The organism is Sorangium sp. So ce128 (assembly GCF_051525245.1).
GTDB classification, from domain to species: domain Bacteria; phylum Myxococcota_A; class Polyangia; order Polyangiales; family Polyangiaceae; genus Sorangium; species Sorangium cellulosum_B.
In genome coordinates this window covers 8,011,027-8,032,186 of sequence record NZ_CP150313.1, presented here as the reverse complement: position 1 = coordinate 8,032,186, position 21,160 = coordinate 8,011,027, and the positions used below count along the sequence as shown (strand labels likewise).

Here is a 21,160-nt window from a genome sequence, read left to right as displayed (position 1 = left end):
CGCTGGTATCAGGGTCGTCATGACGACGATGCGTGCCAAGCGAACGGTGTCGGCTCCGCGTAGAGCTTCCGGAGAGGCCCCTCCAGCGGCCCCCGCTCCGCGTGCGGCGCCGGAGCGAGCCCATGTGCTCGACGTCCCGTTCGCGATGCGCGCGGTCGCGTCCGCGAGCGGCGCGCGCTGGGACGCGGAGCACGGCGTGTTCGTTGTTCGCGCAGAGACGCTCCCGCCGGCCCTCGCGCCGTTCCGCGCCGCGCCGTACTCGTGGGAGCGACGCATCGAGCACGAGCTCAACGAGGACCCCGCGCCCGCGCCGGCCGCCCCCGCCGGGGCGATGATCCTCCGCCCGCACCAGCTGGACGGCGTGCGGGCCATCGCCGCCGCGAAGGCCGCCAGGCGCGCCGGGTTCCTCCTCGCCGACGACGTCGGCCTCGGCAAGACGATCACCGCCTGGGCCGCGGTCCTCCAGATGCCGGATGTCACGACGGTGCTGATCGTCTGTCCGCTCGCCGTCGTCGCGCACTGGCGCCGCACGGTCCAGGCCATGGGCGACGCAGGCAAAGAGATCGTGATCATCAACTATGATCGGCTAAGCAAGCTCTTCGAGGTGACCCCGGAGGCGCGGCGAAGGATTCGATCGAAGAAGGGCCTCGCGCGCGCCGGCAGCGCCGCGGAGTTCGACGTGGTGATCTGGGACGAGAGCCATCGCTGCAAGAACCCGGCGGCGGCGCGCTCCAAGCTCGCGGTCAAGCTCAACGCACGCGCACGGTTCGTGCTGTGGCTCTCGGCCACCGCGGGGCAGAACCCGCTGGAGCTGTCGTATCTCGCGCCGCTCCTGGCGAGCGCAACCGGGAGCCGCTCCGCGGATCTGAAGGACTTCGAGCAGTGGTGCGCCGACCAGGGGCTCGGGGTTGCGCGCGGCGCGTTCGGCAGGTGGGACTGGCGCGGCGATCCGGCGGACTGCGGGAAGGTGCGTGCCCTCCTGTTCGACGGCCGTCCGGCGGTCGGGATGCGGCGTCGCCCGGAGGACGTGGCCGGCTGGCCCGAGATCAACCGCATCCTCACCCCGCTCGAGCTCGACGCCTCCGCGCGCGAGCTCTACGCGCAGGCGTGGACCGCGTTCCGCCGGGAGATGGATCTCCTGCCAAAGGGCGCGAACCCGAAGTCGACGCTCGCCGCGATGTTGCGCCTGCGACAGAAGAGCTCGCTCATCCGCGTGGCCAGCACCGTGGAGCTGGTGCGTGAGCTGCTCGACAACGGGCATCAGGTCGCGGTCTCCGTCGCCTTCATGGAGACGCTCGAGGCCGTGGAGGCCGCGCTGGCCCGGGAGCGCGTCCCGTGCGCGCTGATCCACGGCGCGCTGCCGGCCGGCGAGAAGGAGGCCGAGCGCCTCCGCTTCCAGCGCGGCGAGCCGCGCGTGGTGCTCTTCACCGTGGAAGAGGGGATCTCGCTCCACCAGGGCGAGCACAACGAGGTGCCGCGCTCGGCGGTGATCCACGATCTGCGGTGGTCGGCGATCCAGATGGCGCAGATCGAGGGCCGCTGCCACCGCGATGGACGCTTTGCGCAGGTCTACTGGGCGTATGCCGACGATACCGTTGAAGACAAGATCGCTGAGATCGTGTGCCGCAGGATCCGGTCGATGAAGGCGATGGTCGGCGATGACGTCGAGACGATGCACGAGATCGAGCGGTTGCTCGCCGGAGCCGAGTGAGAGACGCGCCACGCGCCGTGGCCATCATCGTCGCCTGCGAGCCAGAGACGAACACTTCGTGCTTGCCCTGCTTCAAGGAATTTCGGAGCGGGCTCGTCGTCCTCGTTCGCGGGCTCTTGCGGCTTCGCAGGGCGCGGTCCGATGCGCGGGCGCCATGAGCTCGCGGACGCCAGCACCGCCGCGGCTGCCATGGAGGGATGCGTCGTGGCCGCCTCCATCCGCCATGGCGCCGCCACCCCTGAGGCGGATCTCTCCTCGCGTTTGCCCGTCGTTTCGTGTCGGCACGGGGTGTGCTCGAGGCCGAGCGTCATGCCGACGCTCGAGCACAACGCCCTCGTCGAGATGTTCCGCGAGGACCTCTCCGGCGCCGAGGCAGCCAGTGCCAATAGCCGATGGATGACGATCGCAATATTTCGGCGCGATCCGGGCTCCAGGTGCGCTGGCAGCCGAGACATCGCGTGGTCGGCATGGTCGAGTGTGAGGCGCACGAGGGGAACGGGGCCTAGCACGTCGAGCACGTGGCCCAGCCTCTGCTCATATTTATCGGCTGTCCGAATCGCCTTCACATGGTCCGGATACTGCTCGGCAAGCTTTCCAGAAAGAACCCGCTCAGCGAACTCGGCGAAGGTGGTTTCCCCGGAGGCACGGGCGCGCGCTTCGCCCCTGCACAGGTGGTTGATCGCGAGCCGGACGTCACGGAGCGCGCTGCCCTCGCGCGCGGCAGCCTGCTCCAGCAGCGGCAGGCCGAGCACGATCCTGGGGGTGTCAAGATAGTTGGCCGTTGATCTGGTCACATCCTCATGAGTGCTTGAGCCTCGTGAGCGTGGGGGTTGAGGGTCACGGCGCCGATCGGTGTCCAGTTGCGAGTCTGGCCGGTCCAGCGCAAGGGCGTCCTGCGGCGGGCCCGCTGGTAGAGGGCATGGCGGGCGGCGAGCAGCGCGCCGTCGCGCCCGCCGAGCTCCGTGCACCACACGGCGGCTCTGGCCCTCCGCGGCACCAGCCCTCCGCGGCACCACGGCACGGCCGCAGCCCGGGCGGCACCGGTGGCGGAGGCAGCGGTGAGCCCCCCGTCGGGGTCGCCTTCACAGCGACGTCGGTGTTTGAGGAAGGGCACCGGGTGGCGGTCATCGGCGCAGGGTCACGACCGCGATCGCCAGGGCCAGCCCGAGCGCGTGCGCGTGCGGATGCGGCGGCTCGATGACGTCGGCCGCAGGGTACGGATCCGAGGTGATTGCCTCCACGCCGGGCCTGGGCGGTGTCATGCGTGTAGGCGCGACAAGACGATTCGCATCCTCACCTCGCACCACTCGCGGGGCATCCCGCGCTGACCACGCGCACATCATCCGATGACGATGACCGTCAAGTGTCAACGGATGGGAGCGTTGTCGACGTGGTCGATCCGCTCCCAGCGGCTGCCCTCGAGGCGCACGATGTCCTTCGAGCCGACGACCCAGAGCGCGCCGCCGACGCTGTCGACCGTGTGCGCGTCCTCGATCTCGGGCACGAGCCCGGTCGAGACTCGCCGGAGGCTGCCGCGCTCGTAGGTGAAGAGGCCGCGCGGATTGGCGCCGCTTGCCAGGTAGATCCGGCCGTCGTGCCTGGTGATCGACGTGAACATCTGGCGCCGGCCCGAGACCGCGACCGCGCGGAAGCCTTCGCGCCGGTTGCCGCGGAGGAGCGTGCCTTCGCGCCCGCAGATCCAGATGCGCTTCTCGTCCTCGACGAAGATGCTCACCAGCGCCGCGGCCGTGACGGGCGGGAGAGCGGTGAACGTGGCGCCGTCCCAGACGAGGATCGTGCCGCGCGTCCCGGCGACGTAGATCTCGTCCTCGCGTGGACCGTCGACGCAGTAAAAGACCTTGTGCTCCGCGGCCGGCGAGCTCGGCGCGCGCAGGAGCGCCCGGGCCCGCTCCTCGGGATCTTGCAAGAGCGAGCGATCGAGGTGCTCCCAGCGGCCGGCGCCGAAGTCTCCGCCGACACGGCGATAGACCTGCCCCCCGTCGCCGCAGGCGTAGAGGTGGTCGCCGACAGGGCGGAGGCGCGCGAGGCGCCCCCAGCGCTCGGCGTCGGGCGAGGTGATGCCGGCGCCGGGGATCTTCTCGCGCGGGAACGGTGGCCGCGCGAGCACGACGTCTCCCTCGGCGGAGAGCACGCAGAACGAGGTCGGCGCGCCGGGCGCGGGGGTGAAGCGGGCGATCGAGGTGACCGCGACCTGGAGGTCGTCGTAGAACCACTTCACCGGCCCCGCATCGCCGGCATCGTAACGGCAGAGCCGGGTGAACGGCGTGAAGGGCTCCTGGCCGTCTGGCACGCCGGCGACACAGAGGAAGTCCGCGGCAGCGGCCTTGGCGCGGGTGAAGGTGAGCGGCGTCGTCATGGTGATGTCTCCCTCGACCTCAGTAGCGACCGCCCGGGCGCATGCCGGTGCTGAGCGCCTCGTACTGCGGGCTCCCGGCCACGGTCGGCATGATGGTGGTGCGGCCGAGCTGCGCGCGGTCAACCCCGGCGAAGCCCGCCTGCACCGCGGCGCGGATCTGCGCCTCGCACTCCCGGCGGAGGTTGACGACCTGATTCTCCGAGAGGTCGATGATGCTGCCGATGGCGGTCGTCCCCGGCGGCGTGCCGTTCACGCCCAGCTGGGCGATGCTCGCGTCCACGCCGTGCGCCTCCCAGTGCTCCGAGCCGTCGTCGCCGGCGTTGCCCTGGAGGCAGATGGCGGGCCCGTCGCCGAATGACGGGAAGTTGGGGATGCGCTTCATCCCCGCCTCGCCCTCGGCCCTCGTGCCATAACGAAGGGTGTAGTCGGGCACGATGTGGTGCGCCTGGTAGCCGGGTTCGCACGTGCCGCGGATAGTCCTGTATGGGCCGACGTTGCAAGGCCGGTCTCGCTCGCGCGTCACGCGCACGTTGCCCGCTGCGGCGGCGAGCCGCGCATTTTCCTCCTGTCGCGCGCGCTGCGCCCGCAGGCGCTCGGCGTTCTGCCGGATCTTCTCGGCCGAGGGCCACGGCTGCCTCACGAGCTGCTCGAGCTGCTCGGGCGTCATCTGGCGGAAGTCGACGAGGGTGCCCGCCTTGAGCGAGAGCTGATTGTTGGTGCTATCTACCTGGTTCCAGTACCAGCCGCTCGATCCATAGGCGGCACTCCGCTGGTCGGCGCTCATCTGGCCATAAAGGTGCTGATCGATGCTCCGGGCGAACATGCCTTCATTGCCGATGTAATACTGACCGGCCATCTCCCCGAGGCCTGCTCCCAGCGCACCGAGGCCGAGCAGCGCGTTCAGCCTGGCGGCCGCCCCCATGGGCCCCGCGGCGGGCGCGCTCCCCGGCGTCGTGGCCGTGCCCGTGCCCGTGTAGGCCCCCGTCGTGTCGAGAAAGGCGACCTGGACCGGGCGGTCGCTGGCGCTCATCACCCGCGTGTCCCGCACGAAGATGAGCTTCCCCTCGGTGTTGCGGTCGTTCATCCACCAGGCGTCGTCGTGGCGGATCGCGTTCCTGCCCTCGATGCGCACGGTGGGCGAGTAGGTCTTGGGCTCGCAGACGCTGCCCACCGTGCCCGATTTGACCCCGAGCCCGCTGCCCGGCTCGTCACCCTGGCACGTCGTCACCTTCGATCCCATGTTGTGCGACCGATCGCCGGTCTGCAGCACGGTGGTCGCGGTGTCCACGGCCGCCTGGTTCTGCCTTGCGTAGATCGAATAAGGGATGGGGACGAGCGCCGGGCCGACCGGCGTCTTGCAGACATCCGGGCAGGTCGAGACGATGATGCCTTCGCCTATGTCGCGGCTGCCCTCGCGCGGGATGCTCATGCGTCGCTCCCCGGGCTCACGAGCCCTCGCTCGTCACACCACGGCAGCGCCGCGGCCTCTTCGAGGCTCGCGGCAGCGAGATCGATACGATCGAAGCCCTGCGACATGGCCACCCAGGCGCGCCAGGTGAGCTGGACAGACCAAGGCGGCTCGCCGCGGACATCGATGTGCATGCCATCGAGGTGGAGGCGCACCGGGACGCGGCGCCCCCGCTCCCACTTGAACCAGGCCCAGAGCGAGTGGCCGGGCAGCGTGAACGCGAGCGCGCCGCCCCCCGGCGTGAGGCCCTGGAGCTCGACGCGCTCGTCGCCGCGGAGATGGCCGGGCAAGACCAGGCCGGGGTGCGCGGTCTGGTAGAAGCGATAGTCGAAATCGGCGGGGAGCTGAGGGTGGCGAGTCGCCAGCCAGGCGTCGTCGTAGGTGCCGGCGAAGCGGCTGCGAAACTGCCACCAGGGCGGCACGGGCCCGAAGCCCTGCGGTTCTGGCCGCGCCGCCGGGTCGCCCACAGGCTCGGCCTCGCTGTCGATGGTGGGCGCGGGGTAGGCGCGATCGGCCGGCGTGTGGCGGCGATCGAGGACGCCCCGGCCGATGGGGTTGCGCGCGTCGACGTTGCCCTCGGGATCGCCGATGACGACGCCGCCGGCGGCCGATCGGTAGTCGATGGACGCGCGGGCCGCCGGCTCTCCCGTGGAAAGCCGAAACCCGCCGGCGTCCGGCTCGAACGCGCGCGGCGCATACGCCCTCAGGAAGCGCGTGTATTCCCCGACGCGCGCGCCCACCTGCCAGACGTGCGCGGCCACGCCCCCGGGGGCGTGGCCATCAGCGAGGAGGGTGACGTCGGCCGCGGGCTTGAAAGGGATGAGCAGGCCGACCCGGAGCATCGGTGTCGCATGCGGATCACCCTCGTACTCGTCGGCGAGGATCAAGGATTGATCGGGGGCGATCGACAGCCGGCCTTCGGGCGAGAGTAGAAGCGTGCCCCTTGCCGCGACGACGGCCATGGCTGCGCCGTCACGGTGCTTCTGCTCGAACCCTAGCGCGGCGAAGGGGGTCGCGTTGGCGGCCAACATGGCTAGCGGCGGTGGACGGCGACGCGGGTGCCGTCGATGAGGTGCGTCGCAGCAAAGGCGGTTCGATTCACGGCCAGCATGGCACTGCTCAGGTAGGATCGATGACGAACTCGATCTTGGTCCCTGCATGGACACCAAGAAGGACGACACCGGACGGGACGCCGCGGGATGTGGCTCGGCATGAAGCTCCGGGCTCGAACCGCTTTCTGCGACCGCATTCAGGGCTAGTTGAGATCGATCGGATCGCCGAAGACCTGGACATGCTCGCTCCCATCGACCAGGATCCTAACGCCCTTGAGCGTGATGTTGCCGTCCTTGTCCATCACGAACTTCGATTTGCCGCACGTGATTTCGATCTTCTCCCCGACGTCGATGGTCTGATTCCGGCCAATCTGCACTACCTCGTCGACACCCACGGCGCGGGCGCGGATCATCCCCACCGCTTCGCGCAGGCTATTCAGCACGCTCTTCGTGGCGTTGTTGCCGACCGTGACGTCCTCGTTGTGGCCGATCCCCGTCGTCCGGTCGCGGCCGATCGTCGTCTCCTGATCGTTCTTGACCAGCTTGTGGAGGTCCTTCTCGGCTTGCATCCTGACGAGCTCGCTACCGGCCTTGTCCTCGAACATGATCTCGTTGTAGCCGTACGTGGACGGGCTCGAGTTGCTCTTCCAGCCGCTCTGCGTCTTGTTCATGGGCAGCGAGTAGGGCGTCTTCTGGAGGTTGGTGTACACGCGGCCGACGATGATGGGCCGGTCGGGATCGCCGCCGAGGAAGTCCACGATGACCTCCTGTCCGATGCGCGGCAGGTTGGTCCCGCCGAAGCCGGCGCCGCCCCAGGGCTGGCTGACGTGGATCCAGCACGACGAGTCGTTGTTCATCTTGCTCTCGCGGTCCCAGTGGAAGTGGGCGCGCACGCGGCCGAACTCGTCGACGTGGATCTCCTCGCCGGGCGGACCGACCACCGTGGCGCTCTCGACGCCCTGCGCGCGGGGCTTGCGCGTGCGCAGCGGCGGTCGGTAGGGCGCGTCGGCGCTCACGGCGACGCAGGAGTGCTCCCACTCGGCCGGTACCTCGCCGGAGAGCTGGGACTCGAGGACGAGCAGCTTCTTGTCGGGACCGAGCTCGCTCTTCGGGTGCTCGAGGAACGAGAGGACGGCGCCCGGTGCGGGATCGATGACGTTGGTCTTGAACACGATCTCCCGTGCCGAGGCGCGCTTCGCCTCCAGCCGACGCTGAGCGAGCGCCTCGCCCTCGGACTCGTCCGCGCGGTACTTGCCCTGATCGTCGGCTGTCGGCGAACTCTCGCCCTTTTGACTTTCAAACAGGAACGCGCCAGGCACATAATGGAAGCGCTCCAGCTGATCTTCCACGGGGCCGGCGCCGGAGGCGGTGGCCAGGAGCTTGTAGTTCGCGGGCCTCCGGTGGTCGTGGTCGCGCACCGTGTACCTGCCGGGTCGCAGGCGGCGGCCGACGACGACCTTGGTGACGTGCTCGCGGTCGGCGTCGGTCGGGTGATCGCGGTAAGTGATGGGCACGCGGGCGACGTTCGCCTGGGGGCGGTCGTCGAGGACGAGCCGGCTCTCTCCGCCGTTGTCGAAGTAGAAGCTCACCCCGGCGTCCTCCAGCATGCGGCTGATGAAGGTGTAGTCGCTCTCGCCGTACTGGACGCGGTACTTGCGCTTCTTGTACTCGCCGGCAAGCCGCCGCGTGGGGGAGATGCCCCACTCGCCGAGGAGCTGCAGCACGATGTCGACCTCCGACTTGTGCTGGAACATGCGGTAGTTGCGGCGCTGGGTGGCGAGCCAGAGCCGCGGGACCAGGGTCAGCTCGTAGGTGGAGAGGTAGCGCTCCTCGACGGCCACCTGCTGGAGGTGACTGCACAGTCCGGACCAGACGCGGGTCTGATTCGCGTGCGCGGTGAAGGTCATGGGCTGGCCGATTACGGCTTCGAAGTCGATATCCGGGTTGTCCGATACGGCGACGATCTGGACCTCGAAGAGCGAGGAAATCCGCTCGGTGACCTGGAAGCGACGCACATCGAGCATGTCGCCCGACGCGATCTGCGCCTCGACTCGGTAGACCCCCGAGCTCAGTCCGGTTCCCTTGTTTCGCATGATCGGGTGCGTGTCGGCCATGGGCATTCCTAGCCCGGTCTACCCTGCGCTTGTAGAGCGGACAGCCGATGCTATCCGGCAGCCATCCCTGTCCGCAAGAGGGGGCCCGCGCGCATTGTACGCTCAGGGCTCCGCCGGTGCGGCCGTTCAGACGGTCGAACGCCCACACATTGACGCCTCGTGTTGATGGTTGCAGTATCGCCGGCGGAGTGAAGGTCGTCTCCCTTTCGCAGCTCCCCGTTGGCCTGGTCGTGTGGCAACCCCATTCAGGCGCCTGGATGCAGACGTTCGTCTGTAAAAGCACGTTCAAGCTGTACCCCGGTGTGTGTGCCCTCGCGGCCGAGCAGGAGCCGCTCCACCTATCCGACCGCCACTGGCGCGACGACGCGTGCTGGAGTCTCTATGCGGCCTCCGACTTCGTCCCCCACCGCGCCCGGGCGGACGTCGTCCTCGTTGGTCACGCCTTCTCGCCCAACGGCACGGCAGTCCGATCCCTCACTGCCCGCGTGATCGTGAATGACATCGACAAGGCCATCGAGGTCTACGGAGCTCGCAGCTTCACGCAGCACGGCGTCCTCGATCAGAGCTCGCGCTTCACCAGGATGCCGCTGCTCTGGGAGTACGCGGGCGGCGGCCCCGGCACCTCCAACCCCGTCGGCATGCCCCCCCATGCTCGCGACATCCACGGGCGACGCAACCTCCCCAACCTCCAGCGTCCAGGCGTTGTCGTCATCGGGCCGGACGACGTCATCGAGCCCGTGGGATTTGGACCCGTTGCCTCCGGATGGCCCACCCGCCGGCAGAAGCTGGGGCGCTACGCGGCCACGTTCCCCGGCAACGACTGGCACCGCCAGCCCCTGCCCCCGGACCTCGACGTCAGCTACTTCAACGCCGCGCCGGTCGACCAGCAGACCACCGCGCTCCGCAATGACGAGCGGCTCATCCTCGAGCATCTCCACCCCGAGCACCCGCACCTCGTCACGAGCCTCCCGGGGCTCCACCCCCGCGCCTACGTCGACCGCCCCGGCGAGCCCTCGCAGGGCGTCGCCATGTGGCCCGATCTGCTCTGGATCAACACCGACCGCTGCATCTGCACGGTGACCTGGCGCGGCCAGGTCCCGCTCCGAGAGCCGCAAGAGGCCGGGCAGATCCTGGTCGCGCTGGAGGGGCCTTATCAGACCCTCGTAAGTAACGACAGCGAGGGCGTGGCCAGCAGTTCTGGCGTGGGGCTCGCGAGCGGCCGGGCCGGCGGCGGCGCGATGAGCGAGATCGGGCTCCAAGCGCCCTACGACCAGGCGCACGATGGCGATAGCGCCGTGCACAACGAGGATGACCCTGAGGTCTGCACCCTGCCGTTGGACGTGAATCAGGATCTCGCCGTCTCCCGGCCGGCCCTACCGTTCGCCACAGTGCCCGCGGGCCAACCTGCTCCCCCGTCGAGCCCGGCGCAGCGCCTCGCAGTCCCCCCCTTCGTGCAGTCCGCGCCGCCGGCGGCCGCGGTACCCCCGTCGAGTCGGGCACAGCACCTCGAGGCCGCGGCCGCTGCGTTCGTTCAGGCCGCGCCACGAGCAGCCGCGGTACCCACTCCGGCAGCCGCGGCGCAGCCGCCCGCCGATGCGCCCACTGCCACCAGCGCGGCTTCACTGGTCGCCGCGAAACCCGCGTTGCCATTCGTGCAGGGCGAGCGAGCTGAGCCTGCGCTACGTCACCAAGCAGAGTCTTCGCCGCGAGGGGCGGAGCCAGCAGAGGCTCCTGACAAGGTGCTGCGTCCGCCGCTTGTCGCGATCCCTCCAGCGCTGTCGCCTGCGCTGCACGCGCCGCCTGCGCCTGAGCGCGATGCGAGGTCTCCGCCCCTGACGGCAAAGGAGCCCGCCCCTCCTGCCATGCTCGGCCCACTGGCGAGGCCAGACATGGGGGCGATGGAGCCCTCGGCAGAGGAGGCGCCCGAGCCTGACACCCAGGCGAAAAAGCCTGGTCCGCTCCCCGCGCCGGAGGAGCCCGCACCGCCTCTCGCGGCCTACCCCATCGAGCGTTGCGCAGTCATTGCGGCCAAGCTCGCGCAGCGGCCGGCGGACTGCGACACCATCCTCAAAGCGGAGAAGCTCACGCCGAAGAATTGGCAGTCGCTGCACGAACAGTGGCTTGACGAGATCCAGGACGAGATCGCGCGCCGGAAGAAGAAGCTCCTGTCAGCGTACGACGCGGCCTACGTGGCGGCACTCGAGAAGGAGCGCGGGCCGATCACAGCGGGCGAGTACGCACAGCTTGTGATCTCGGCCGAGCAGGGGCAGGGCCAGGCGGCACTGGCCGAGCTGGGCCTGCCGGATGAGTCGATGATGCGGATCCGGCGGGTGTGGCTGGAGAGGATCGTGAAAGACAAGAAGGCGGCGGCAGCGGTGCGGGCTGCAATGCGGAAGGCGGACGAAGCTTGAAGGCGGGCGCGCTGAGCGGCGGGAGCTTCTAAGGTAGGCACAACCGGATGGGCCTGGGCCCTCCGGCTCGACCGGAGCCCATCGTACCCATCAAGAGCACGTTATGCCTCTCCGCGGCGGTGATGTTGGGGTGGCCTTCGCCGCGTCGCAGGGCTTCTCGGACCTCGCGAGGTCGTTGACCGAGCGCGGCGCGTCGTCGGCCCGTTGCGCTGCCAGGGGTCGGCGGTACCCAGGCCCCGGCAGAGCCAGGACTAAGCGGACCGTGCCGACGTGGCTCGGCTTCCGCGGCTCTCCGCGTCTGTCCTACCTCGGTGCCTCGTCTATGCAGCCTGCTACTGTCGGCGCGACCTTGCTCGCCCCTTCGGTGCCGCCGACAGCCCGAGCAGCCGACCGATCGCCTCGTGAACCACCCGGGCGGCCTCTATATCACCGAGCGCGACAGCGCGGCTCAGCGTGCGGGCGAGCGAGTCAACCAGCGCAGATCGAGGCGACGGGTCGGCCGGCGCGAGCTCAACACGTCCCAGGCTCGCCGGCTGGGCCCACGTTGGGCCTGCGCCTTCCGAGGGGCTGCGATCCGTCGTCACGCTCCCCCGAAATCTCGACGAAAGTGACGGAACGCGACGGTTCGGCACCGCAGATTCGTTCCGCGAGCACCCCGAGCTCGCGCCCCACTGGCTCGCGACGCTCTTCCACGTCGAGGTGCCGCCACACACCTCGATCGGGGTGGTCGAGTCGTCGCTCGACCAGCTCATCCCGGTGGAGTTCCGTGCTGATCTGGTGATCGAGCTTCGAGACGTGAGCGGCGCGCTCGTGCTGGCGATCGTCATCGAGGTCCAGCGCGACATGGATCCGGACAAGAAGTTCTCGTGGCCGACGTACGTCACGGTCGTGCGCGCCAAGAAGCGCTGCGGCACGGTCGTGCTCGTGATCGCACCGGACGCCGGCGTGGCCGCCTGGGCGGCAGAGAACATCGACCTCGGCCTGGGCCTCGGCCACGTCGAGCCGCTGGTGCTCGGTCCGGCCGTCGTCCCCGAGATCACCGACCCAGCCGATGCGGAGAAGGACGCCGAGCTGGCCGTGCTCTCGGCGGTGGCGCACGGCAATGGGCCGAACGGGCTCACCGTGGTCAAGGCCGCGCTCGTTGCGCTTGGCCGGCTCGACCAGGAGCACGCGATGGTCTACTTTCAGGTCATCTGGAGCGGGTTGCGTGAGCCCATGCGGCGGGCTCTGGAGGCGTTGGTCATGGAACGGCAGATCGAAGGCGAGGAGAGGTTTCCGTTCGTGCGGGAGCTGATGGATCGCAGCAAGCTCGCGGGCCTACGTGAGGGCGAGCTCAAGGGCATGCGTGAGGGCAAGCTCGAGGGCATGCGTGAGGGCAAGCTCGCGGGCAAGAGGGACACGCTGCTGCGGCTGCTGGCGCGTGCAGACATCGTGCTCACCGAGAGCGAGAGCGCTCGCATCCAGGCGTGCACGGACATTGCGACCCTCGACCGCTGGATCGACAACGTCCTTGCGGCGAAGAACGCCGCCGAAGTGCTCTCCTGATGGTCAACAGATGCGGCCCGACAAGGCGATGAATCAGATGGGCTTTGCCAGCTGATTATCGCGGCGACGTCGGGCGGGAGAGAGGCGGGATACGCCGACGGGAACGGCTCGCAGCCTCCGGGCTGCAAGACACCGCAGCCGCGCCCCGCGGCGCCCCGCGCGAAACGGCCCGATGCGCGCTGCTATACGATCGCGCCATCGACCGCGCGACGGACCGCTTGTCATGGTGTCGCCGGACGCGGCGCTTCAGCCGTCGAATCGGACGCGCGTGCCCCCCGAGGGGCGGAGCACCGGGAGGTAGCGCGAGGCGGGGAATCCGCCCTGGAGCCTGGGGCCCGAGGCCGGGAGCTCCCGCCCGAGCGCGACGAGGAACTGGACGATCTCCATCCAGGCGAGGTGATAGCCGAGGCAGAAGTGCGCGCCGCCGCCGAACTGGGCGATCTCGAGCGGCGAGAGCGCCTCCTTGCGGCCGAGCCAGCGCTCGGGGCGATAGCTGTCCGGATCCGGGTAGAGCTCCGGATCGCGGGAGAGCAGGACCAGCGGGATCGCCACGTGGGTCCCCGCGGGGACGGCGCGGCCGTCGAGCTCGAAATCGGCGACGGCGCGGCGGGCGTCGTGAGCCACCGGCGGATGGAGGCGGAGCGCCTCGCGGAACACGGCCTCGGCGAAGGGAAAGCGGCGGAGATCCGCGGGGGAGCGCGGGAGATCCGGCGCGCTCGACGCCTCCTCGCGGAGCGTGCGCCAGACCGCGGGGCTCTCGGCGAGGTGGGCGACGCACCAGGCCATGACCGAGGCCGAGGTCTCGTGGCCGGCGAGCAGGAGCAGGCGGAGGTTGCCCACCAGATCCTGCTCCGAGAGCGGCTCGCCCTGCTCGTCGCGGGCCGTGAGCAGCGCCGGCAGGAGGCCCTTCGCGTCGCCGCGGGCGCGCACGCCGGCGAGGATCCGGCCGATGCGCTCGTCGAGCCAGGCGCGGGCGCGGAGGCCGCGGCGCCGCGGCGAGCCCGGCACGTCGAAGGGCAGGCCGAGGATCACGAGCATCAGATCCTCGTAATAGTGGCGCCACTCGGGGAGCTCGTCGTCCTCGACGCCGGTGATCTTGAACATCACCTCCAGGGCCAGCTCGCGGGTCTCGCGCAGCAGCTGGACGTCGCGCCGGCCGAGCCAGGAGCGGACCTTGCGCTCGACGCTGGTCGCGACGATCGCGCCGACCTCCGCGGCGTCGAGGCCCTTCGGCGAGAAGGGCCCGTTCATCGCGGTGCGGAGGCGGCGGTGCGAGGCGCCGTCGTGGGCCATCAGCGTCTGACCGAAGAGGTGGCCGACGCCGCCCTCGGTCAGATACGAGGAGTCGACGGCCTTGCTCTTGAAGAGCGAGAAGGCCTCGTTCGATGCGTAAATGAGCTGCCAGGCGTCGACGCCAGGAGCCCAGAAGAAGAGGGAACCGAAGCGGCGCTGGCCCTCGCGGAGCAGACCGAGCTCGTCGACGGCGATCGCCGGCATGTGGCCCACGATTGGGAAGCGGCCGGGGAGGATGGGGAATCCATGCCGCGTCTCGATGCGGCGGGCGAGGGGGTTGCGGCCCTGAAGGAGCGGGAGATCGGCGAAGGAGGCGGGGAGGGCGGTGCTCATGGGGCGTGCGACCTCCACGTGTATCATCACGCCGGCGCGGCCTGGGCGCCCGGCGAGAGGCGCGCTGTCATCTCCGGATCTCGGACACGAGGACGAGCCTCCCGCCGTCGACTCGGGCGCACACATGGTAGTCGGGGTCGGTCCCGGGGCCCTGCTCGAGCGCACGTGCGATCACGCCGAGCAGGTTTGGCCATGTGCCGGCGGCGGCGACCAGGTAGGCAGACCAGCCCGCCTCCTCGAACGCGGTGACGACCTTCTTCGGGTCGTCGAAGCCCTTCCCGGGATCGCCGACCGCCGCGCGGAGCGCCGGCAAGAGCTCCGTGACCGCCGCGTCGCCGGCGGCGCATCGCTCGGCGGCGAACGCCCTCTCGACGCCGGCGCGCGAGGCGTCCGTCAGGGCCCACGACGCGACGAAGCGGCTCTGCTTGCCCTGCACGGTGACCCCGAGGGTGCCGTCGCTGGCGAGCCTGCGCGCCGGCGCGGCGAGCCAGAGGTTCTGCCGGGCCTCGGCGAAGCTCTGGGCGGCGATCGTCGGGATCACCCTTGGATCGACGTGGCCTCCGGAGAGCGCCCTCGCGATCTTGCCGTAGCCGTCCGTCGCGCCCAGCTCGCCCATCCGCTCGGGATCGAGGCACACCGACACAACGGGGCTCGCGTCGAACCTGGAGCACCGGCCCTCCGGGCCCCCGATCTCCTCGCTGAACGCGACGAGCTCCTTCAAGGCGGCCGGATCGCCGCCGGACCCGAAGAGCGACATCACGACGTCGAGCCGGAGGTCGGCGCCGTCCGCGTAGATCGCGACGGCGGCGATCCCGCCCTGCGCCACGCCGAGCGGCGCCCGGGCGCCGAAGCCGGCGCAGCGCGCGGCGCCCGGGCACGCGTCCAGCGGGGCGCCGCCCGTGAGGACGTCCACCACGGTCGCCAGCGCGCGCCGCGGGTCCGCCCCGCTCACGAGCGGAACGAGGAGCCGCACCCGCGTCACGTCCGCCGCGTGCCCGCGGACGACCTTCTCGAGCGCCTTGCCTGAGGCCCCCTTGGCCATGGCGTCGACGACCGCGCGCGCGCTCTTCTCGGACGCGGGCACCACGGCGCCCAGGATCGGCCTTCGCGGATCGACGCCGGCCTTCGCGAGCGTCACGTCCGGCGGCTCCTGGCTGCCGAGCGCGCGGTTCGCCTCGATCAGGACCTCGGCGATCTGGGGCACGTACTGGACGGCGACGTCGAGGGCGCTGTTGCGAAGCGAGGCGTAGATCGCGGCGCCCGGCGGGAGGCGCGCGATCTGCTCGGCCGACGGGGGCGGCGGCTCGGGCGCGGCTCCCCCGGGCGCGGCCGGGTCGCTCGCCGCCGGTTGCGCCGGCGCCGCCGCGGAGGCGCTCGCCGGTGCGCCTGGTCGCGCCGGTTGCGCGGCGGCGCTCGACGGGCTCGCGCCGGTCGAGCCTTGTCGCGCGGCGCAGGCCGCGCTCCCCGCCCCGAGCGCGATTCCTGCGCCGAGGAGGACGATGGGGAGGAGCTCTCGAAGAGGCATGAGCGGGCTTCATGCCCGCGCGGTCGCCGCGCCACAAGCCACGAGGTGATACGCTCAGGCGCATGGACGGCCAGGGGCGGAGGCGCGGGGCGTCCCGCAGGGTGAGCCGGGGTCTTCGCGAGATCGTGCGCGCCGTGGCACTCGGCGGGGCGATGGCCGTGACGGGCTGCGGGGCCGCGCCGCCTCCGCGGCCCGTGAGCGATTTCGATCTCCTGTTCCGAGACGAGGGCAAGGAAGAAGAGCCCGAGCAGCACCCCGTGCTCGACATCATCGCCGTGGCGGATACGGACTTCGACGGCAGGTCGGAGCTGTCCCTGAGGGGCATCCGCGGGGGCGCGCTGTATTTCATAGAGAACCGAGGACGCGTCCTGCGTCGGCTCGATCTCGAAGGCGGCGCGCGGTTGATGGACGATGTGGATCCTTTCGACGAGCCGATCGTGACAGCGTCCCTTCCTGGCGCGCTGTCGACGGCCGGGACCAGCGATCGAGCGCTCTGGCTCTCCAGGCGCGAGGGCCCGCCTGGGGTCGCTGCGAACGCGCCGGCCGGGCAATCCATCGATCGGACCGAGCTCGTGGACTCGGGCTTTCTGTACTGGAGGAGCGGGGACTACCTGATGCGGCAGCCGGCGCGAGGAGGTCCAGCGATCCCGGTGTCGCGCGCGCGCGACACAATGCGGAGCGAGTACACGTTCGCGAGCGATGGCCGCTCTCTTTATCGAGGCTCGCGCGCGTCCGTGTCCAGGGCGCCCCTCTCGGGCGGAGCCTGGCAAGAGGTCGCGAGGCTGCCGCCCGCCGACCGGGCGTGGACCATCCATCCGATCGCGGGGAAGCTCTACGCGCTCTCCTCCAGGATGCTGCTCCGGCTCGATCCGGAGGCCCCCCGCGCGCGGCGGCTCGTGGCGCTCGACGACGTGCCCGTCGGATCCATCGCTGTCCTGGGATCGGAGCTCTACTACACGACGCGACAGGAGGCGGGTGACGTGCTGTGGGCGACGCCGAAGCGCGGAGGCGCCTCCACGCCCGCGTTGAAGCTCGAGCAGCTCGGCGCTGCGCCCGCGCTCGACGAGGCGCATGCCTTCTTCCTCACCGTGGACGGCAGGCTGGTGCGCGCGAGCCTGACCGGAGGCTCGAGGGAGACGCTGGTCATGTCCGACGACGTCGCCCGCGCTCTGTCGGCGCCGGAGCCCTACGGCTACGGTCCGAGCGCGTCGCGGGAGGATCTCTGGGGATCGCCGGCCTTGCCAGAGCTCGTGGCGGTCGACGCGACGAGCGTGTACTGGGTGGACCGAGCACGACGCGCGGCGCTGAAGCTCCCGAAGCGAGGCGGTTCCATCGAAGTGCTCATGAGGGGCCTGGAGAACCCGGAGAAGCTCGCCATCGACGATCTGTACGTCTACCTGTCCGACGACGGTCGCAGCGGCAGTCGGCTGCTGCGGATCGACAAGACAGGAGGGCGCCCCGAGGTGCTGGCGCGCGTGCGGGGGCCGGCGTTCCACTTCAGCGCGAGCGGCGAGGCGCTGTTCTGGGCAGCGGACGACGACCTCTTCAGCCTCTCCAGAGAGGATGGTTTCCGCGCCCTGCCTCGCCTGGGGAGCTTGCTCGATAGCTCCCTGTCCCACAACGCCAACTGCAGCTTCGCCGCGCGTGGAGGGGACCTGTTCTATGCGCGGTGCGAGGACGACTGGAGCTCGTCGCTCGTCGTCCGCCGGAGCGGGGAGCAGCGCGCGCTGCGCATCCTCGGCGCCCACCACAGGCACCCCGCCAGGCTCGCCGTGGACGCGGACGCCGTGTACATCCTCGAGGTGGGCACGAAAGCGGGGCCCAGATCGCGCGCCTCGGGCCAGGAGCGCTTCCATTGCTGCAGCATCTGGGCGGCGCCGCGATGACGAGCGCGCGCGCCGGGGTCCTTCCTGGCAGGCTCTTGTCCTCTGCCAGGCGACCGTCCCGCCGCCGCGTCCAGGTTTGCAAGGTCTCGTACTGGACCGGCGTCGGCTCGGACACCCAGGTGAGCGTGCAGTGCTACGACTATCTCGGCAACCCGGTCGACAGCCAGTTCACGAGTACGTATCTCGGCGCCGAGATGTTCACGCCCTGCTGAGCGAGCGCTGATACAGGGGGGCCGAGATCACTCGCCCGTGTCGAACTCGCATGCGGCGACCTGCGGCGCACACTCGCCCTCCACCTCGGCGGCCACAGAGGCGAGGCAGTCGTCGCACTCGGCGCTCCGCCCCTCGCCGGCGCCGCACGCGCCATAGCAGGGCAATTCCTCCACCAGGCCGCAGGCAACGCAGAGACAGTCCATGAGCACCTCGTAAATCTCGGCCGACTCCGCGCACAGGTCCGCCGGATCGTCGGTGTCGTAAGGCGGCAACGAGCAGGTCGCGCACTCGGCGCTGCCACCGGCTCCGCCCGTGGCGCCGACCTCGCCGCCCGCGCCAGCGCCCGCCTCGCCTCCCGTCGAGCTGCCGCCCGCGCTGCCGCCGGCCTCGCCACCCGTCGAGCCGCCGCCGGTCCCGCCACCCGTCGAGCCGCCGCCTCCGCCCACCAGATGGTAGCTTTCGTCCAGCCCCGCCAGCGCGGTACACCCGCCGGCCGCCGTAAGCCCGATCAGCGCCATCGCCAGGGACGCGTTCACACGCTTCGAGCCCGCCATGGCGCCGGAGCATCACTCGCTTACGCCTCCGGCGTCAAGTGACCGTACGGCTGGTTCGACCTGGGGCCGTGGTTCGATGCACGCACGACACGCGTGCTCGTCAAATCTGTTACAATCGTAGCAATCGCATGTTCATGGACGCCGGCACGCGTGACCGCCGCCCCCGAACTCGGCCTGATCGCCCTGCCGTGCGCTGCCACGTCGTGGCTCGCCATGGCACAGAAAACCAGCGTGGTTCTCTCGTGCCGGAGCGGGCATGTCCCGTGCTCGACGCGGCGGCCATGACACACAAGTGCTTTCTCTGGTTGGCTCGTGGTTCCTTCATTGCGTGGGCGACGCTGGGCGGCGCGGCGTGCGGCGAAGATGACCATGGACCTGCAAGCGCGGAATCCACCAGCACCAGCGGAGCGGGCGCGAGCGGCAGCGCCGGCGCTGGCGGCTCCGGGGGCGGCGGCGGCAGCGCCGCCAGCGGCGGAGCCGGCGGCTCTGGGGGCGGGGGTGGCAGCGCCGCGAGCGCCGGCGCTGGCGGCTCCGGGGGCGGCGGCGGCAGCGCCGCCAGCGGCGGGGCCGGCGGCTCCGGGGGCGGGAGCAGCCATGGCCTGACGTGCCGCGAGTCGAGCTTTCCGGCGTTCAGCAAGGCCTGCGAACAGGCGAGCGACTGCGTCGTGCTGCCGCACGTCACGACCTGCTGCGGAGACATCCTGTTCGTCGGCGTGGACGCGGACGACAAGGAAGCGTTCGAGGCCGCGGAGGCGGCGTGCCTCGCCGGCTCGCCGCTGTGCGATTGCCCGTCGCGTCCGTCGCTCGCGGAGGACGGCCGGCGGCTCGAGAGAGAGAGCGAGCAGGCGGTCGCGGCGCGCTGCGACGAGGGCTCGTGCACGTCGGAGATCAGAGATCTGCCCTAGCTCGACCTTCGTTCGCGGGGACACGAGGTGCTGGCGTCACTCCAGATCCCGGGTGTCGTGCGGTACATCGCGAACGGCGTGACCGCCGCGGGGTGCCCCTACGTCGCGATGGAGTGGCTCGACGGCGAGACGCTTGGTGAGCGTTCGCCCCCGCGCCGCTACGCCGTGCGTTCCACCGAGCTGTCGGCCGCGCCCGCGGACCGCTTCGGGCCGAGGCGCGAGAGCCGGGCCGGGGCGTCCCCGGGCGCGGGGTGCCGGATCGTCCCTCTCGGCTCGAGCGGCGGCGCGGCCGGCTCGTTGCCGGTGAGCTGCTTGAGGCCGTAAAAGCCGTTCATCGCCGCCGACAGCATCATGGCGCCGCCGCTCAGCGACCGCGCGCCGCGCGCGAGGCGCTCGAGCACCGCCGCGGGGCTGAAGGCGCGATTCCACATCTGGCGGTGGGCGGCGAGCAGCTGCTCGGGGGACATGCGCGCCGGCCGGAAGGCGACGCCGTAGCCGCTGTAATGGGGCCAGTCACGCTCTTCCAGGATGCGCCCGTCTCGCCGGTGCTCGTCGTACAGCGGCGTGCCCCGGAACGGCGTGAGGATGCTGAGGAACGGGACGTCGACGCCGATCTCGTTCAGCCGATCGGCCGTGGAGGCGATGACCTCCGGCGTCTGATCGTCGAAGCCCGAGATGAAGCCCGCCATCACGCAGATCCCGCGATCGTGCAGCTTCCGGATGGCCTCGCGGTACTCGCGCGCGCGGTTCTGGCGCTTGTCGACGCTCTTGAGGTCGGCCTCGTCGAGGCTCTCGATGCCGAGGAAGATGCCGATACAGCCGGACCGCTCCATCGCGTCGAGGAGCTCCCGGTCCTTGACGATATCGATGGATGCCTGCGTGAGCCACCAGCGATCGAGCCCGGCGAGCTCGCGCAGGAGCTCCTTGGCCCAGCGGCGCTGGACGAGCAGGTTGTCGTCCCAGAACCACGCGACCTTCTCCTGCCAGAAGCGGGGGAAATGCGTGGTGGCGATGTCGCGGATCACCTCGTCGACGGGGCGCACGCGGAAGCCGGGGTTGAGGTCGGGCACCGTGCAGAAGCTGCACGTGAACGGGCAGCCGCGCGTCGCCTGGAGCACGCGGGGGACCAGGAAGCGCTCTTCGAGCAGATCGTAACGAGGGGTCGGCAGCCCCGCGAGCGACGCCGGTTCGCCGTGATAGACGCGGCGCTGCGTGCCTCGCGCGAGATCGCGCAGGACCGAGGGCCAGACCGCCTCGGCCTCCCCGGTGACCACCACGTCCACGTGCTGGAGCGCCTCCTCGATCCAGTACGAGACATGCGGCCCGCCGGCGACGACGCGCACGCCGAGGGCGCGGTAGCGATCGGCGAGCGTGTAGGCGCGGCGCGCGAAGCCGGAGAAGAACGAGAGCGCGACAACGTCCGGCGAGGCGTCGACGGGGACGGGGCGCACCTGCTCGTGGAAGAGCTCGACCTCGTGCTCCGGCGGGGTGATCGCCGCGAGGTGGATCCCGGTGACCGGCGGGACGAAATGGAAGCGGTGGCCCCGGCGATAGCGGGGGACGTAACTCACGACGATCCTCACCTTCATCAGCGCCTCCTCGGGATCATGGGTCTCATCGGATCGGACCCGCGATGACGGCGTGGATCTGATGGCGGAAGGAGATCCGATGAGAGACGCCGAGAATAACGGAAGGCGGCCGGTGTCGATTCCAGAAGGGAGAGGAGCTACCGTGGAGGGACGGTGGTGGATGCGTGCGGGGGCGGAGGAAGCG

Annotated in this window: 15 protein-coding genes; 6 read left to right on the top strand and 9 right to left on the bottom strand. The window is 70.6% G+C overall.

Annotation, left to right across the window (positions count from 1 at the left end; translation table 11 throughout):
* Positions 1-124 precede the first annotated feature (124 nt).
* Positions 125-1,711 carry an SNF2-related protein gene (locus WME82_RS30310; protein WP_438038156.1) on the top strand — a complete coding sequence of 529 codons (1,587 nt, stop codon included), beginning with the start codon at positions 125-127 and terminating at the stop codon, positions 1,709-1,711.
* Positions 1,712-2,835: 1,124 nt separating this feature from the next.
* On the opposite strand, the gene WME82_RS30305 is transcribed toward WME82_RS30310, so the two are convergent.
* From WME82_RS30305 to WME82_RS30285, 5 genes are all read right to left on the bottom strand, one after another.
* The gene (locus WME82_RS30305) at positions 2,836-2,973 is read right to left on the bottom strand and encodes a hypothetical protein (RefSeq protein ID WP_272104033.1); all 138 of its coding nucleotides are present in this window, start codon (positions 2,971-2,973) and stop codon (positions 2,836-2,838) included.
* Between the two features lie 104 nt (positions 2,974-3,077).
* Complete coding sequence (locus WME82_RS30300; protein ID WP_438038155.1) at positions 3,078-4,088, bottom strand: hypothetical protein; 1,011 nt, start codon at positions 4,086-4,088, stop codon at positions 3,078-3,080.
* A 19-nt stretch (positions 4,089-4,107) separates the two neighbouring features.
* Positions 4,108-5,517, bottom strand: a complete 1,410-nt coding sequence (locus WME82_RS30295) for a DUF4150 domain-containing protein (RefSeq protein WP_437741412.1) — start codon at positions 5,515-5,517, stop codon at positions 4,108-4,110.
* Positions 5,514-6,587 carry a DUF2169 family type VI secretion system accessory protein gene (locus WME82_RS30290; protein WP_049876543.1) on the bottom strand — a complete coding sequence of 358 codons (1,074 nt, stop codon included), beginning with the start codon at positions 6,585-6,587 and terminating at the stop codon, positions 5,514-5,516. The genes WME82_RS30295 and WME82_RS30290 overlap by 4 nt, the downstream gene beginning before the upstream one ends.
* 224 nt (positions 6,588-6,811) lie before the next feature.
* Positions 6,812-8,722 (bottom strand): type VI secretion system Vgr family protein, encoded by a 1,911-nt coding sequence (locus WME82_RS30285; RefSeq protein WP_437741410.1) that lies wholly within the window; start codon positions 8,720-8,722, stop codon positions 6,812-6,814.
* 257 nt (positions 8,723-8,979) lie between these two features.
* Between WME82_RS30285 and WME82_RS30280 the strand changes: the two genes are divergently transcribed.
* Both WME82_RS30280 and WME82_RS30275 read left to right on the top strand, forming a co-directional pair.
* Positions 8,980-11,133: a DUF2169 family type VI secretion system accessory protein gene (locus WME82_RS30280; protein WP_438038154.1), complete on the top strand. Its 2,154-nt coding sequence runs from the start codon at positions 8,980-8,982 to the stop codon at positions 11,131-11,133.
* Positions 11,134-11,832: 699 nt separating this feature from the next.
* Positions 11,833-12,678, top strand: coding sequence for a hypothetical protein (locus WME82_RS30275; protein WP_438038153.1), 846 nt, complete (start codon positions 11,833-11,835; stop codon positions 12,676-12,678).
* Positions 12,679-12,924: 246 nt separating this feature from the next.
* On the opposite strand, the gene WME82_RS30270 is transcribed toward WME82_RS30275, so the two are convergent.
* Together WME82_RS30270 and WME82_RS30265 are read right to left on the bottom strand one after the other, a co-directional pair.
* A complete protein-coding gene (locus WME82_RS30270) occupies positions 12,925-14,304 on the bottom strand; it encodes a cytochrome P450 (RefSeq protein ID WP_438038152.1) in 1,380 nt (459 codons plus the stop codon).
* Between the two features lie 67 nt (positions 14,305-14,371).
* On the bottom strand, positions 14,372-15,829 hold the full coding sequence (locus WME82_RS30265) for a hypothetical protein (protein ID WP_438038151.1): 1,458 nt from the start codon (positions 15,827-15,829) through the stop codon (positions 14,372-14,374).
* Positions 15,830-15,963: 134 nt separating this feature from the next.
* On the opposite strand from WME82_RS30265, the gene WME82_RS30260 reads away from it, so the two are divergent.
* Complete coding sequence (locus WME82_RS30260) at positions 15,964-17,715, top strand: hypothetical protein (RefSeq protein ID WP_438038150.1); 1,752 nt, start codon at positions 15,964-15,966, stop codon at positions 17,713-17,715.
* Complete coding sequence (locus WME82_RS30255) at positions 17,685-17,927, top strand: hypothetical protein (protein ID WP_438038149.1); 243 nt, start codon at positions 17,685-17,687, stop codon at positions 17,925-17,927. The genes WME82_RS30260 and WME82_RS30255 overlap by 31 nt, the downstream gene beginning before the upstream one ends.
* A gap of 27 nt (positions 17,928-17,954) precedes the next feature.
* Here WME82_RS30255 and WME82_RS30250 read toward each other — a convergent pair whose 3' ends face one another.
* The gene (locus WME82_RS30250; RefSeq protein ID WP_438038148.1) at positions 17,955-18,482 is read right to left on the bottom strand and encodes a hypothetical protein; all 528 of its coding nucleotides are present in this window, start codon (positions 18,480-18,482) and stop codon (positions 17,955-17,957) included.
* A gap of 281 nt (positions 18,483-18,763) precedes the next feature.
* Here WME82_RS30250 and WME82_RS30245 point away from each other — a divergent pair, with 281 nt between their 5' ends.
* Positions 18,764-19,387, top strand: a complete 624-nt coding sequence (locus WME82_RS30245) for a hypothetical protein (protein WP_437850714.1) — start codon at positions 18,764-18,766, stop codon at positions 19,385-19,387.
* Positions 19,388-19,545: 158 nt separating this feature from the next.
* Here WME82_RS30245 and WME82_RS30240 read toward each other — a convergent pair whose 3' ends face one another.
* Positions 19,546-20,976, bottom strand: coding sequence for a B12-binding domain-containing radical SAM protein (locus WME82_RS30240; protein WP_438038147.1), 1,431 nt, complete (start codon positions 20,974-20,976; stop codon positions 19,546-19,548).
* Between the last annotated feature and the right edge of the window lie 184 nt (positions 20,977-21,160).

Bases quoted from the DNA above. Each gene is read 5' to 3' on its own strand.
- WME82_RS30305 (WP_272104033.1), bottom strand. From the start codon at position 2,973: ATGACACCGCCCAGGCCCGGCGTGGAGGCAATCACCTCGGATCCGTAC.
- WME82_RS30300 (WP_438038155.1), bottom strand. From the start codon at position 4,088: ATGACGACGCCGCTCACCTTCACCCGCGCCAAGGCCGCTGCCGCGGAC.
- WME82_RS30295 (WP_437741412.1), bottom strand. From the start codon at position 5,517: ATGAGCATCCCGCGCGAGGGCAGCCGCGACATAGGCGAAGGCATCATC.
- WME82_RS30290 (WP_049876543.1), bottom strand. From the start codon at position 6,587: ATGTTGGCCGCCAACGCGACCCCCTTCGCCGCGCTAGGGTTCGAGCAG.
- WME82_RS30285 (WP_437741410.1), bottom strand. From the start codon at position 8,722: ATGGCCGACACGCACCCGATCATGCGAAACAAGGGAACCGGACTGAGC.
- WME82_RS30280 (WP_438038154.1), top strand. From the start codon at position 8,980: ATGCAGACGTTCGTCTGTAAAAGCACGTTCAAGCTGTACCCCGGTGTG.
- WME82_RS30270 (WP_438038152.1), bottom strand. From the start codon at position 14,304: ATGAGCACCGCCCTCCCCGCCTCCTTCGCCGATCTCCCGCTCCTTCAG.
- WME82_RS30265 (WP_438038151.1), bottom strand. From the start codon at position 15,829: ATGCCTCTTCGAGAGCTCCTCCCCATCGTCCTCCTCGGCGCAGGAATC.
- WME82_RS30250 (WP_438038148.1), bottom strand. From the start codon at position 18,482: ATGGCGGGCTCGAAGCGTGTGAACGCGTCCCTGGCGATGGCGCTGATC.
- WME82_RS30245 (WP_437850714.1), top strand. From the start codon at position 18,764: ATGACACACAAGTGCTTTCTCTGGTTGGCTCGTGGTTCCTTCATTGCG.
- WME82_RS30240 (WP_438038147.1), bottom strand. From the start codon at position 20,976: ATGAAGGTGAGGATCGTCGTGAGTTACGTCCCCCGCTATCGCCGGGGC.